A 13,060-nucleotide genomic window follows, 5' to 3' on the forward strand; every position below is an offset into this window, starting at 1 on the left:
CCTTTTGTTAAATATCAGCTTCAGTTTTTATAATTATGAAAAGGCACCAAAGCAAATAACTCCTCCAGCACGCCAGGCTCCTTCATCCACTCCGCAATGGCGGCAAAATCGCCGGAAAGTACGCGGTCCGCATCTACAAAAGGCACCTGCTCCCGGCAGTGGTCATACAGCCATTTCGTTCCCTGCCCCAGCAGCTGCGGATTGCGGTAATCAATGGCCTGCGCCGCGCAGAGCAGCTCAATCGCCAGTACGGCATAGGCATTGTCCACAATTTGCTTCGCTTTCCGCGCACCAATCGTGCCCATGCTGACATGATCCTCCTGATTCCCAGAAGAGGGAATCGAGTCCACACTGGCCGGATGGGCCAGAGATTTATTCTCCGACACAACGGCCGCCGCCGCGTATTGCGCGATCATGAACCCCGACTCCAGGCCGCCGTTCGTCGTCAGAAACGGGGGCAGCCCGTCGTTCAGATGCGGATTGACCATCCGCTCGATTCTGCGTTCGGAGATGTCCGCCAGCTCCGCCGCGCTGATGGACAGATGATCCATCGCCAGCGCAATGGGCTGCCCGTGGAAGTTGCCGCCGGAGATGACCTTTTCTTCATCGGCGAAGATCAGCGGATTATCTGTCGCCGAGTTGATCTCAATCTCCAGCTTCCCGGCAATATAAGCCAGTGCATCGCGGCTGGCGCCATGGACCTGCGGCGCACAGCGCAGCGAGTAGGCATCCTGCACTCTCAGCTCCCCTTGGCGGGTCATTAGCTTGCTGCCGTCAGTCAGATTCCGGATATGATCGGCGGCTTGCCTTTGCCCCCGATGAGGCCGGACGATATGTGTTGCCGGGTCAAAAGCATCCCGGACCGCACGCAGCGCCTCACAGGTCAATGCTGCCGCGCAATCGGCCCAGTTGGCCAGATTCAGCGCATCCCAGCAGGCCAGCGTGCCAACGGCAGTCATCACCTGTGTACCGTTGATCAGGGCCAGCCCTTCCTTGGCCTCCAGCACAATCGGCGTAAGTCCCGCTTGCGCCAGCGCCTGTGCACCCGGCATGCGCCGGCCTTGATAATAGGCCTCCCCTTCGCCGATCATCACAAGCACCATATGCGATAACGGGGCCAGGTCGCCGCTTGCGCCCAAGGAGCCTTTTTCCGGGATTACGGGTACCACGTTGCGGTTAAGCATTTCCACCATCAGCTGGATCACCTCCAGACGGATGCCGGAGTAGCCAAGAGATAAGGCGTTAATTCTTAATAGAAGAATGGCGCGGACGGCCTCTTCAGGCAGCGGCGCGCCTATCCCGCAGCTGTGGCTGCGGATCAGGTTGAGCTGCAGCGCCTTCGTATCCTCCGGGGAGATATACGTATCGCTGAATTTGCCGAAGCCTGTGGTCAGGCCGTACACCGCTTTTTTCTCCAGCAGCAGCTTCTCTACGTACTTGCGGGTATGATTGACTTTCCGGCAGCTTTCCCCGCTAAGATCCACGGTTTTATGATACCGGGCCACTTGGATCACTTCTTCAATCGTTAAGGAACTGCCATGGATAATTACGGTTGGATTGGCGGTTTCCAACATAAGCCTCACCTGCTTTACGAGTAATAGAAAAAGCCCATACCCTAATAAGAGGTACCGGCTTCTATATTACTAATCACTAAATTACGGCTTATCCGTTAAGGCGCTTCTTCCCGATAACATACTGCCTCTAAATATGATTAAAACCGAAGCCAATGGCTTCATGCTCAAACCCTTTTTTGGGAGCGCCAATCGTACCATAGGCACAGACGGCAATCCATTCGCCCTCCAGCTCAGCAGAACCGGACCTTTTTCCCCTTACAATGGCAAACGTAAGCCCCACCGTACGTAAAATATCACCAAACTGCACGATTCCGCGGCCAATGCTCTGTATGGTCTCGATGATCGCATGATACAGCGAATGAACCTCGCGGTAGGAATTGCCGTCGATAATATGGTTATTCTTGGCGGCTGTTTCGATCGCTGCAACCACCTTGATCATATCCATGGCACCCACCCGGCCAATCGTGTAGCGGAAATCCCGCGAATTCAGCTCCTGCTCGACAACTTTTTTCCATTCATGCTCCTGCAGAACAGCCAGCAGAATAGCTAATTTACCCATCGGGAATGATGAAGCCAGCGATTCCTCCATGCGGAATTCTCCTCGATTCTCGCGTTCAAATTGTACAGCCTGCAGAGTTTCACTTTTCGAATATGTTATATTATATGCCGCATATGCAGCGGTATGTTCTACTCCTTAACGATTTAGCAACTCCAAATACCGCCCCAGCCCGTTCGCCTCCAGCTCCTCCTTCGGGATGAACCGGAGCGCGGCGGAATTGACCCGGTAATGCTGCTTCGCCGGCTCCGGACCGTCGAAGAACAAATGGCCCAGATAGGCTCCGCTCAGTCTGCTGCGCAGCGCGGTCCGCACCTCACCGCCGCTATAGTCGGCTTCCCGCCGGATCAGTCCCTCGGCTATCGGCCCGGTGAAGCTGGGCCAGCCGGTAGCGGAGTCGAATTTGTCCGCCGAGCTGAACAGCGGATCGCCGCTGATTACATCGACATAAATGCCGTCATGGAATTCATTCCAATACGCATTCTCATACGGCGGCTCCGATGCCTTATGCTGCGTGACCTCATACTGCAGCCGGTTCAGCTGATTGCGCAGGCGCTTTTGATCCTCTGGGCTGTTCCAGTGCTGCTCCAGAAATTCGTCCCGGCCCGAGCCTTTCAGATAGAGCTTATAATCCAAAGGATGGGTTTTATAATAATCCTGATGCAGCGCTTCAGCAGAGTAGAATGGAGCGGCAGGAAGAATTTCTGTCACAATCGGGCCCTTAAATCTTTTGCTGGCCTGAAGGGCCGCCTTAGACGCCTCCGCCTTCGCACGCTGTTCTTCATTATGCACAAAAATTGCCGTCCGGTAAGAATACCCCCGGTCCATAAACTGTCCGCCTTTGTCGGTCGGATCAATCAGCTGCCAATAAATGTCCAGCAGCCGCTCATACGGGAACCGCTCCGGCTCATATGTAATCTGCACAACCTCCACATGCCCCGTCGTTTCCGTCCCCACTTCCTCGTAGGTCGGATTGTCCGTATGGCCGCCCGTATACCCGGATACCACAGAAACAATTCCCGGCAGCTCATCAAAAGGCTTGACCATACACCAAAAGCAGCCGCCCGCAAAGGTGGCAAGCTCCGTTCTGTTCTTTTCATTCAACCGGAACACCTCCTCTGTGAATTGTCCCTATTATATATGAATATCTCTTTTTTCCAAAGAAAGCAGGGCAGCTGTTAGGCAACCTATGATTATAATAACCGGAACAAGCACCGCCTGGACGTACTCACTTGTACCCGACAGCTGAACAACCTTCGAGTGCTCTACATATATCCCGAAAAATTTCCCGGTCGACGAAGTCCGATCACAAGGCGCATGGCATCGGACTCAAAACATTAAAAAAAACATAGCAGAGTTGAATGGCCTGCTGGATATTTCATACGACCATCATTTCTTCAGGGCAAGAAAAAACCTTCTACAAGTTGAACCAAACTTATAGAAGGTTTTTTAATTGGAACAAGTGAAAACGGCTTCGCGCCTTCAGCTCCTTATAATTAATTCCAAAAAGTACAAGAGTAAGAGCCTGCCGTATATGGGCAGTCGACAATATTATGTGTAAATACTCCGTATATTCCCCACTTTGATTTAACTTTTACATTCGGGCCTGATCCTCCTCCAACATATGTTACAATGCCTGAATGATCTCCTGCCCCATAATCCACTTTACTTCCGGCTACACCCGTTCCACTGGTATAACTGCCATCAGTCCTATAAGCACTTGCACTATTCATCCAATGAGTATTAGTGGAACTAGTTGAATACCATGCATATGAGTGACAATTATAACTGGGACTCTGAGAACTCACAACTGTTGCATTAGGATACGCCGCTACCATCTGTGCTTGTAATGCCGATGCCTCAGTCGCCGTAAGTCCATGATCAGCCCAAGTCAGCCCTTTATATGTGGACACACTAGTACCATTAGGTGTTGTTACAGAACTGTTAGTATAGTATGGAGTAATATCACTATTTGATCCAATAAGGCTATTAGAACTAAGAGCTTCAAGTAAAGCTTTAACGTAAAGTCCTTGAGCGATTATTGTATTATCTGTTGTTTCTAAATAACCTATCTTATCCTGATATTGCTCTAGTTCGAATATGGCATCAGTTCTCTTTGTTAATTCTTGTAAACCGTTGAAATTACTATAAATTGCATTGAAACCTTCTTGCTTAGTATTAAAAGCAAACATATTTGCTAGTAATGGATACTTCAATACTGTTTCCACTAATGCTTTTGTGGTCATCTTATTTAAAATAGTTTGTGGAATTTGAGAGGCGTTAACTTTCTCCTCAGTAGACGTAAACTTCTTCCATTCATCAGTATTGGGTTTTACAACGTATTCATATGAACTAGTTATTGAATATTGAACATTTGCGGTTTCATCTACAGCACTTGTTGAATCAGCAAAAGCTGCCGGTAACGCTAAACAGAAGATCAAAGAAAAACACAATGATATCGAAGTTAGAAAATTCTTTTTCATTATCCTCATCCCTTCATTTTATAGTTTGAACTTGCAACGATAACACTTCTCTGAGGTTCAGCAAGGAATTTAAACCTTCACATTAACCACCCCCCAACATGATTTGAGCATATATTATTTTCCGTCTATACAAATTTGTAATCGTTTACATTCACTTCCATTCAATCAATACGCATCAGCTTTTATTACAAAAGCATATCTCTCTTCGTTTAGTCCCCAAGTCGCCGTAATTTCAAATCCTCTAATATCCACCTTTTTGTTATCGAATTTCGAACTCAATAGAGATGCAGGATTCTTGTTTAATAAAAAGAAAAATTTATGACCTTCGTTTGTTAACGAAATATCGGAAGACAATTTATCAGAATATAAAAACTTCCCGTTTGAATCCAACAATATGTCTTTGACAGCAACACTGTCGGGTGGGTTATTCCCAAAGTCTAAAGTTATTTTAGTATTAAGTTTTATATATTTTATGTCTGTTAAATTATCTTGTTTGAAGGCAAATTCGAAAATCGTCTTATCATTTTCTGAATTATTGTCCTTGGAATAGTCTGAGGAAACGAAATTAATGCTCTCATCTCCAATAGTTATTGTTAAATCATGACTTTCATTAGTACTCGTACATCCACTACACCCTATTGATATTATTAGTAATAAAATTAATAATCCATGGTTCACAGAACCATCCCCTTTGTTATGTACGGAATTATTATTGTGAAAAATTTCACGATTATACTCAATCCTATTCTTAAAGTCCACATGAATACTATATAATTGTTTTTTTGGTATATCAAGTATTTATTTAGAAATTTTTGTATTTCTTCAAGAACAGATTCATCAGGAAAATTGATGTGAGCGTCGTTTATAACCGCCATCTTATTAGCACGCCGATCATGTCTTTAGCCCTGCGCCATTTATGGAGGCATCGCTTAAACCGTAGTTGGATGATAAATCGCCACGTAAAAACCTATTGACTTGTATTTGCATTGTCCCTATAATCAGTCTATGACTTTTCATGTAAGGAGATCTGACATGATTATTGTGGATGAAGTATACCAAAATGTTGTTTATCGTCTATCCAGCGAGGAAATAAAAGACCTCATTGAACGCCTCAAGGCCAGGAAAGAGGAAGAAATCGAGGGAATTAAGGATAAAATCAATAAATACGAACAAAAAAGGCGGGCAGAAGAGGCGATGTACCAATCGCTCTCCCCGATCCGCAAATGGTTTGCAGGGCATCCGGCGAGCCATCACACCGCTGTAGAATATATAGTTCATGTAAAAGACCGTTTTAAACAAATAGACAGCATTAAAAGAACCATTCAGGAATTGGATCAGGTCTTGCTGCTGCTCGCTGCTCATCCAGCAACAGAAGAGATCCCGCTGTCACCAGAAATCATAAGAGAGATTAAATTCATTAAGGGCATGGAGGCATTATAGAAATGAATGTGACGCTGGAGTCCCTTGGCGGAGGAGTAGATACGGTTTGGGTCGTATTGAGCGCCGCTATGATTTTGCTGATGGAGGGCGGTTTCGCCCTGCTGGAGGCCGGTTTTGTAAGATATAAAAACAGTGTGAACATTATCATGAAAGTGTTCGCCGATATCACGATAGGAACGCTGATTTTTTATATTTTTGGATTTGGGCTGATGTATGGCAAAGATGCCGGCGGTTTGATAGGCACCAGCGGATTTATGCTTGGCGGTGATCTCTCCAATCTCCATTTCACCATCTCGATTGATACCTTTTGGCTGTTTCAGGCGGCTTTTACCATTGCCGTTATCTCCATCGTATCGGGGGCGGTTGCTGAACGGATTAACTTCCGCGCTTATCTGCTGTACGTCATACTCATGACCGGCCTGATCTATCCCCTGGGTGGCCACTGGGCCTGGGGCGGCGGCTGGCTTAGCAAATTAGGCCTGCAGGACTTCGCAGGTTCAGCCGTCATTCATGCCCTCGGAGGATTCTCGGCACTGGCGGCGGCTATTGTCATCGGTCCCAGAAAGGGTAAGTTCAATCAGGCCGGGAACAGCACCGTTGCCCTCCCGAGCAACCTGCCGCTGGCGTCGGTTGGTGCCTTCCTGCTCTGGTTCGGCTGGTTCGGCTTCAATGCAGGCAGCACCTTAAGTGCTACCGATGCCCGGATCGGACACATCGCGATTACAACCATGCTGTCAGCAGCAGCAGGCGGCGGGATCACACTGATCTACACCTTATTCCGCTACCAGCGTTCAGATGCGCCATCCGTAATTAACGGTTCTCTCGCCGGTCTGGTTGGTATTACGGCCGGCTGTGCCTTTGTCAGTGACGGTGCGGCCATCCTTATTGGCGCTGTCTCCGGTCTGCTCATGATGGCGGCTACCAACTGGCTGGAAGCCCGCCGCATCGATGATCCAGTGGGCGCTTTTCCGGTACATGCCGTATCCGGCGCTTGGGGAACCGTAGCCGTAGGCTTGTTCGCTACCGACGGGGGACTGCTCTATGGCGGAGGCTGGCATCAGCTCGGGGTACAGGTCCTTGGTCTTGTCACATTGGCCGCCTGGGGATTTGCAACCACCTGGTGTGGTCTTAAGCTGATCGGGAAGCTGGTCCAGGTACGGTCCAGTGAAGAAGAGGAAGAAATCGGCCTCGATATCAGTTATCACGGCATGATCGCCGCGCACCGTTCTGCTGAATTTATTGAGCTGGAAGATCATTACCTGGCGCAAGACAACAATGATTCTCACAGTAGTACAGGAAGATAAGGGACACCATTCATCTGAACCAACTCCCTTTACAAGTAGGACAACGCCTTTTCGCATCCCGATAGGAATGTGAAAAGGCGTTTTTTGTGTTCAAGGTCTATCCCCATGCACCTCTAGGGGAGTAGGCTATCTTGCCAGTATTGAAAAAGAGGTTTTCCAAGAGTTCGGAGAACTCATGGAAAACCTCTCATTTAGCACTTATTCATGGAAGTGCATGAATTACATCATGCCGCCCATGCCACCCATGCCGCCCATATCCGGCATGCCGCCGCCTTTTTCAGGCTCTGGCTTGTCAGCGATAACCGCTTCGGTAGTCAGGAACATAGCAGCTACGGAAGCTGCGTTCTGCAGCGCGGAGCGTGTTACCTTGGCAGGGTCAACGATTCCGGCTTCGAACATGTTCACCCATTCACCGGTAGCAGCGTTGTAGCCGATGCCGATGGATTCTTTTTTCAGACGGTCCACGATAACGGAACCTTCTTGGCCTGCATTAGCTGCGATTGTGCGGATTGGCTCTTCCAGAGCGCGCAGCACGATGTTCACACCTGTCTGCTCATCGCCAGTTACTTCTACAGCAGCAACAGCGTTATATACATTCACAAGAGCTGTACCCCCACCGGATACGATACCTTCTTCAACCGCAGCGCGGGTTGCGTTCAGGGCGTCTTCGATGCGCAGTTTACGCTCTTTCAATTCAGTTTCAGTTGCAGCGCCGACTTTGACAACGGCTACGCCGCCAGCAAGCTTAGCCAGACGTTCCTGCAGTTTTTCTTTGTCGAACTCGGAAGTGGTTTCTTCCAATTGGGCACGGATTTGGCTTACGCGTGCATTGATGTCCGCTTTGTCGCCGCTGCCGTCTACGATGGTTGTGTTTTCTTTGGTTACGCGCACTTGACGGGCATTACCCAGTTGTTCCACAGAAGTGCTCTTCAGATCAAGACCGAGCTTCTCAGTGATGACTTGGCCGCCGGTCAGAGCAGCGATATCCTGCAGCATAGCTTCACGGCGGTCGCCGAAGCCAGGAGCTTTCACCGCTACAGCGTTGAATGTTCCGCGCAGTTTGTTCACGATCAGCATCGCTTGAGCTTCGCCTTCGATGTCTTCAGCGATGATCACGAGCGGACGTGCCTGTTGAACGATCTTCTCCAGCAATGGCAGAATTTCCTGCGTGCTGCTGATCTTTTTGTCGGTGATCAGGATGTACGGGTTCTCCAGCACAGCTTCCATTTTGTCCGTATCAGTGATCATGTACGGGGAAATGTAGCCGCGGTCGAACTGCATACCTTCAACCACTTCAAGCTCAGTCAGGAAGCCGCGGGATTCTTCAACGGTGATAACGCCGTCTTTGCCCACTTTTTCCATAGCTTCCGCAATCAGCTTGCCCACTTCGTCGTCAGCAGCGGAGATTGCAGCTACTTGAGCGATCGCCTGGGAATCTTCGATTGGCTTAGCGATGTTCTGCAGTTCAGCTACAGCTGCTCTAACCGCTTTGTCGATCCCTTTGCGGATAACCATCGGGTTTGCACCTGCAGTTACGTTCTTCAGACCTTCGCGGATCATCGCTTGAGCCAGAACAGTTGCAGTTGTAGTTCCGTCACCGGCTACATCGTTAGTTTTGGTAGCTACTTCTTTCACGAGCTGTGCGCCCATGTTCTCAAAAGCATCTTCCAGTTCGATTTCTTTGGCGATGGTTACACCGTCGTTAGTGATCAGCGGGCTGCCGAATTTCTTTTCCAGCACTACGTTGCGGCCTTTTGGTCCAAGTGTAACTTTCACGGCATTTGCCAAAGCATCAACTCCACGCAGCATTGCGCGGCGGGCATCTTCACTGAATTTAATTTCTTTTGCCATTGTGTAATTAACCTCCTAAAAGTTTTGTTAGCGTTACTTCCTGAGTGACTTCGTTCAAAACTCACTTCGAAAGCATCAGCCAATTTTGGTGTAAGTATAATTCGGTTATCACTTATGAAAGGTTTGCTGATTAGTCGAGAATCGCGTGAATGTCGCTTTCTTTCATAATCAAATATTCTTTGCCTTCGTATTTAATTTCAGTTCCGGCATATTTCGAGAACAGCACACGGTCGCCTTCTTTAACTTCAAGCGGAACACGTACTCCGTCTTTCAGGGCACCGCTGCCTACAGCGATAATTCTGCCTTCCTGCGGCTTCTCTTTGGAGGAGTCCGGCAGCACAATCCCGAATGAAGTGGTTTGCTCTTGCTCGCTTGGTTCTACCAATACGCGTTCACCTAGTGGTTTGATCATGAAAAAATAGCCTCCTTTGAAATATGTTGTTTAACTTGAAAACATAGATGGGATACCGGTGAAGACTAAAGCTTCGGCGGCAGCTCTGAAAAACAGGTCCTTCGGATCGGAACATACCGACGATGGCCTCCTTCTCAGCACTGTTAGCACTCAACACTGTGTAGTGCTAACAACAATTTTTATGATACTCAACTTGAAGGCGGATTTCAAGTCCTTTTACGTAAAATCGTCAAGCTTTTTCGGAAAAATATGGTGGTGGGGGTTGTCCGGCCCACACTCTCTTACATTCTATCCATTGAAGGGCAGAATATGCCCTTCCGGTTTACGTTTTCCGGTTCCCTAACGGGACTCCTCTTTCCTGACGTAACGGGCCTCCAGCTCACGGTCCATGGCAAGCTGCTTGCGGTAGACAAAGGACGACAGAAATACACTGAATTCGTAGAGAATCAGCAGCGGAATAGTGACGAGAAAGTCCGAGATGAAATCCGGCGGCGTGATGACCACGGCGATAAAGACAAGCGCGAAATAAGCATACCGGCGCATCTTGCGCAGGCGCAGCGGATTAAGGATTCTCAGCTTGGTCAGAAACATGACGACAAGCGGAAGCTCAAACAGCAGCGCCAGCGGAATGACCAGACTGAACATGAAGCTGAAGTACTGGGCAATGCCATAAGTCTCTTCCAGCCCCATACTGCGGGTTATTGTAATCGTGAACGACAGCGCCATCGGGAATACAATATAATAGGCAAAAGCGATGCCGAGTATAAAAAGGACAAACACATAAGGCACGTAACGCAGAGCGGCGCTCCGCTCCACAGGCCGGAGTCCGGGACTGATAAATGCCCACAGCTGATAGACAACAAACGGGACAGATACGGCCAGTGAAACAGCCATGGCGATTTTTACATACATCCCGATGCCGTCCCAGAAGGAGAAAGCATGCAGCACGAAGCCCTGGGCCATATCTGCGTGAATCAGGTAGAGATAAATGGGTTTGGCAACGAATAAACCGGCAACGAGGCCGGCAACAAATACAACCAGCACATAGATAATCCGTCTGCGCAGTTCGGTAAGATGATCCACCACTGACATTTCTTCCGCTTCCAGAGACATGACTGACACCACCCGATAACTTATGTATGAGGAGCCGTAGGATAATTTATTGCGTGAAGCATATAAATTCTTATATTTTCAAAAAAGGGGCGCCGCCCAGCCTGAAACAGCACTGAGAGAAACGCCCCCGCGTGAAAAGATGATATTATTCCGGCAGACGTCTGTCCTGCGGAAGATCTGCTGCCATAGTCTGCGGGGCTGCCGCTGCCGGAGCTTCGCTTTTCTTGACCGGTTCCGGATCATTGATGATCTCCCGCGCCCCGTCCTTAAATTCACGGAATGTACGCCCGACGGCACGGCCCAGTTCAGGAAGCTTATTGGGCCCAAAGAGCAGCAGCGCCAGGATGACCAATAAAATAATTCCGGGAGCACCAATACCACTTAGCATAGATTATTCCTCCTTGTCACTCTGTCCGTCCATGATATCGTTAACAATAAATTAATAATACCATAACTTATGTCACACATCCATCAGAGATCCATGACGATTCTTGGTGACCTTACCGGAAAGAAGAAATTATTGCCGATATTGGCCGGTTACCATGAGCAGCGCTTCCGGCAGTTGATCCATAATCGCTGCCAGATTCTCATGCACTCCCTTAGGTGTGCCGGGCAGGTTCACAATCAGCGTTCTTCCGCGGATGCCGCAAATGCCCCGGAACAGCATCACTGCACGGTTCTTCTGCATTACCGTACTCCGCATGGCCTCGGAGAGCCCGGGAACCTCCCGCTCAATGACACGGCGGGTCGCCTCAGGCGTAACATCACGGATCGCCAGATCGGTGCCGCCCGTAGTCAGCACCAGATCCGCCTGAAAATAATCCGTCAATTCAATCAGTGCGGCAATAATCTCATCCTGCTCATCCGGCACGATCCGATATTCAACGATCTCGCCGCCTAGTTCCTCTTCCACCAGTTCCCGAATAACCTGGGCGCTCGTGTCTTCCCGTTCGCCTCTGGCCCCTTTATCACTGGCCGTCAGGATTGCTGTTTTCCACGCCATAGGTTGTCCCTCCTTCTCGCTATGCTATGTATAGACGGCTGTTTTCACAGCCTTACTCAGCGCTTCCACCCGCATCTTGGTGCCCAGATTGCTCCAGCGCGTAATCCCCCGTTTTGCCTCCACTCTTCTGCACAAGCAGCGTGGGCCCGATAATCATATCCTTCTGCAGCGCCTTGCACATGTCGTATACCGTCAGCGCGGCTGCCGATACGGCGGTCAGCGCCTCCATCTCCACCCCGGTTTTGCCGGTTGTCTTGACGGTTGCTTCTATATATAGCCGGTCTTCGCTGTTATCCCAAAAACGGATATCAATGCCGGTAAGCGGCAGCGGATGGCACATGGGAATCCAGTCTGCGGTTTTTTTGGCCGCCATAATTCCGGCAACCTGGGCAACAGCAAGCACATCGCCTTTGCCGATCCGGCCCCCCTTGATCGCTGCGAGCGTTCCGGGAGCCATCTCTACGCTGCTGCGCGCGGCAGCTGTCCGCTTGGTGATCTCCTTGTCGCTCACATCCACCATACGCGCCCTGCCCTGCTCATTGAAATGGGTTAATTCCATGGTATGTTCTCCTCCCGGCAATGAAAGATGCCCTCTTCCGTAATCAGCATGTCCATATAGGCATCATGCCCATCCATTGGGACTTCAGGCACCAGTTGTTGGCTGAAAGCCAGCCCGATCCAGACCGGAGGCTTCAGAGCAAATCTCGAACCCTGCTTCCAGGACGCCTGCAGCCGGTCATAGTAGCCCTTACCGTAGCCAAGACGCCCGCCCTGCCGGTCAAAAGCCAGCCCCGGAACAAAAACCACATCCGGGACCGGGAGCACTTCCGGCTCCTGCCCATCCCCTTCAGGGATCAAGGGCTCCAGAATGCCATAAGCTCCAGGTGCAAGCTCCTCCCAGGAGCCAACCGTATGGAGGCTCATGGTTCCCGCTTCCGCAGCAACACGGGGAAGCAGCACCTCCCGGCCAAGCGCCCAGGCCCCGGTAATCAGCGGGCGGCAGTCCAGCTCTGAACGGAAAGGCACATAGGCGAGCAGTGAAGCGGCCTTCTCCTTCTGGAGCCACTCCAGTGCATGGCGGCAGGCCTGAGCGGACATGGATGCCCGGTCATCTGCAGCAAGCCGGTCACGGACAGCCGCTCTCTCTGCGCGCAGCTCCCGCTTAAGCGCCGCCAGCAGCGCACGGTTGCCTGTCATGGGCAGCCGCCTCCCCTCCGTTATATCCTAGCTTATCATAGTTTGTAAACTCAGTTTACCACTCTTCTCACATGTTCGCCAAGGTTGAACGAAATACGCTGTTACAGGAACCCTTGCCAATCTTGAA

At 49.9% G+C, this 13,060-nt stretch carries 14 protein-coding genes; 2 read left to right on the forward strand and 12 right to left on the reverse strand.

What is annotated here, in order from left to right:
- Window positions 1-20 precede the first annotated feature (20 nt).
- From hutH to BLQ82_RS19820, 5 genes are all read right to left on the reverse strand, one after another.
- Window positions 21-1,574 carry a histidine ammonia-lyase gene (gene hutH / locus BLQ82_RS19800; RefSeq protein ID WP_062523511.1) on the reverse strand — a complete coding sequence of 518 codons (1,554 nt, stop codon included), beginning with the start codon at window positions 1,572-1,574 and terminating at the stop codon, window positions 21-23.
- 127 nt (window positions 1,575-1,701) lie between these two features.
- Window positions 1,702-2,163: a histidine utilization transcription antiterminator HutP gene (hutP, locus tag BLQ82_RS19805; RefSeq protein WP_062523510.1), complete on the reverse strand. Its 462-nt coding sequence runs from the start codon at window positions 2,161-2,163 to the stop codon at window positions 1,702-1,704.
- Window positions 2,164-2,268: 105 nt separating this feature from the next.
- Window positions 2,269-3,234 (reverse strand): peptide-methionine (S)-S-oxide reductase MsrA, encoded by a 966-nt coding sequence (gene msrA, locus BLQ82_RS19810; RefSeq protein ID WP_074648438.1) that lies wholly within the window; start codon window positions 3,232-3,234, stop codon window positions 2,269-2,271.
- A gap of 392 nt (window positions 3,235-3,626) precedes the next feature.
- Window positions 3,627-4,613, reverse strand: a complete 987-nt coding sequence (locus tag BLQ82_RS19815; protein WP_062523509.1) for a hypothetical protein — start codon at window positions 4,611-4,613, stop codon at window positions 3,627-3,629.
- 165 nt (window positions 4,614-4,778) lie between these two features.
- Window positions 4,779-5,291, reverse strand: coding sequence for a hypothetical protein (locus tag BLQ82_RS19820; RefSeq protein ID WP_062523508.1), 513 nt, complete (start codon window positions 5,289-5,291; stop codon window positions 4,779-4,781).
- Window positions 5,292-5,645: 354 nt separating this feature from the next.
- Here BLQ82_RS19820 and BLQ82_RS19830 point away from each other — a divergent pair, with 354 nt between their 5' ends.
- Window positions 5,646-6,053 carry a hypothetical protein gene (locus BLQ82_RS19830; RefSeq protein WP_062523506.1) on the forward strand — a complete coding sequence of 136 codons (408 nt, stop codon included), beginning with the start codon at window positions 5,646-5,648 and terminating at the stop codon, window positions 6,051-6,053.
- A 2-nt stretch (window positions 6,054-6,055) separates the two neighbouring features.
- Window positions 6,056-7,357: an ammonium transporter gene (locus BLQ82_RS19835; RefSeq protein WP_425281106.1), complete on the forward strand. Its 1,302-nt coding sequence runs from the start codon at window positions 6,056-6,058 to the stop codon at window positions 7,355-7,357.
- Window positions 7,358-7,576: 219 nt separating this feature from the next.
- On the opposite strand, the gene groL is transcribed toward BLQ82_RS19835, so the two are convergent.
- From groL to BLQ82_RS19870, 7 genes are all read right to left on the reverse strand, one after another.
- Window positions 7,577-9,208, reverse strand: coding sequence for a chaperonin GroEL (gene groL, locus BLQ82_RS19840; RefSeq protein ID WP_062523505.1), 1,632 nt, complete (start codon window positions 9,206-9,208; stop codon window positions 7,577-7,579).
- 130 nt (window positions 9,209-9,338) lie between these two features.
- Window positions 9,339-9,620 carry a co-chaperone GroES gene (gene groES, locus BLQ82_RS19845; RefSeq protein ID WP_020429415.1) on the reverse strand — a complete coding sequence of 94 codons (282 nt, stop codon included), beginning with the start codon at window positions 9,618-9,620 and terminating at the stop codon, window positions 9,339-9,341.
- A gap of 339 nt (window positions 9,621-9,959) precedes the next feature.
- Window positions 9,960-10,733, reverse strand: coding sequence for a twin-arginine translocase subunit TatC (gene tatC, locus BLQ82_RS19850; protein ID WP_025707281.1), 774 nt, complete (start codon window positions 10,731-10,733; stop codon window positions 9,960-9,962).
- Between the two features lie 145 nt (window positions 10,734-10,878).
- Complete coding sequence (tatA, locus tag BLQ82_RS19855; protein ID WP_062523504.1) at window positions 10,879-11,121, reverse strand: twin-arginine translocase TatA/TatE family subunit; 243 nt, start codon at window positions 11,119-11,121, stop codon at window positions 10,879-10,881.
- 129 nt (window positions 11,122-11,250) lie between these two features.
- Complete coding sequence (locus BLQ82_RS19860) at window positions 11,251-11,736, reverse strand: MogA/MoaB family molybdenum cofactor biosynthesis protein (RefSeq protein WP_020429419.1); 486 nt, start codon at window positions 11,734-11,736, stop codon at window positions 11,251-11,253.
- Window positions 11,737-11,788: 52 nt separating this feature from the next.
- A complete protein-coding gene (gene moaC, locus BLQ82_RS19865; protein WP_062523503.1) occupies window positions 11,789-12,295 on the reverse strand; it encodes a cyclic pyranopterin monophosphate synthase MoaC in 507 nt (168 codons plus the stop codon).
- The gene (locus BLQ82_RS19870) at window positions 12,286-12,933 is read right to left on the reverse strand and encodes a 5-formyltetrahydrofolate cyclo-ligase (RefSeq protein WP_062523502.1); all 648 of its coding nucleotides are present in this window, start codon (window positions 12,931-12,933) and stop codon (window positions 12,286-12,288) included. The genes moaC and BLQ82_RS19870 overlap by 10 nt, the downstream gene beginning before the upstream one ends.
- Window positions 12,934-13,060 lie beyond the last annotated feature (127 nt).

The sequence above is a fragment of the Paenibacillus jilunlii genome (genome assembly GCF_900102965.1).
GTDB classification, from domain to species: Bacteria; Bacillota; Bacilli; order Paenibacillales; family Paenibacillaceae; genus Paenibacillus_AQ; species Paenibacillus_AQ jilunlii.

Bases quoted from the DNA above. Each gene is read 5' to 3' on its own strand.
- hutH (WP_062523511.1), bottom strand. From the start codon at position 1,574: ATGTTGGAAACCGCCAATCCAACCGTAATTATCCATGGCAGTTCCTTA.
- hutP (WP_062523510.1), bottom strand. From the start codon at position 2,163: ATGGAGGAATCGCTGGCTTCATCATTCCCGATGGGTAAATTAGCTATT.
- BLQ82_RS19815 (WP_062523509.1), bottom strand. From the start codon at position 4,613: ATGAAAAAGAATTTTCTAACTTCGATATCATTGTGTTTTTCTTTGATC.
- BLQ82_RS19830 (WP_062523506.1), top strand. From the start codon at position 5,646: ATGATTATTGTGGATGAAGTATACCAAAATGTTGTTTATCGTCTATCC.
- BLQ82_RS19835 (WP_425281106.1), top strand. From the start codon at position 6,056: ATGAATGTGACGCTGGAGTCCCTTGGCGGAGGAGTAGATACGGTTTGG.
- groL (WP_062523505.1), bottom strand. From the start codon at position 9,208: ATGGCAAAAGAAATTAAATTCAGTGAAGATGCCCGCCGCGCAATGCTG.
- groES (WP_020429415.1), bottom strand. From the start codon at position 9,620: ATGATCAAACCACTAGGTGAACGCGTATTGGTAGAACCAAGCGAGCAA.
- tatC (WP_025707281.1), bottom strand. From the start codon at position 10,733: ATGTCTCTGGAAGCGGAAGAAATGTCAGTGGTGGATCATCTTACCGAA.
- tatA (WP_062523504.1), bottom strand. From the start codon at position 11,121: ATGCTAAGTGGTATTGGTGCTCCCGGAATTATTTTATTGGTCATCCTG.
- BLQ82_RS19860 (WP_020429419.1), bottom strand. From the start codon at position 11,736: ATGGCGTGGAAAACAGCAATCCTGACGGCCAGTGATAAAGGGGCCAGA.
- moaC (WP_062523503.1), bottom strand. From the start codon at position 12,295: ATGGAATTAACCCATTTCAATGAGCAGGGCAGGGCGCGTATGGTGGAT.
- BLQ82_RS19870 (WP_062523502.1), bottom strand. From the start codon at position 12,933: ATGACAGGCAACCGTGCGCTGCTGGCGGCGCTTAAGCGGGAGCTGCGC.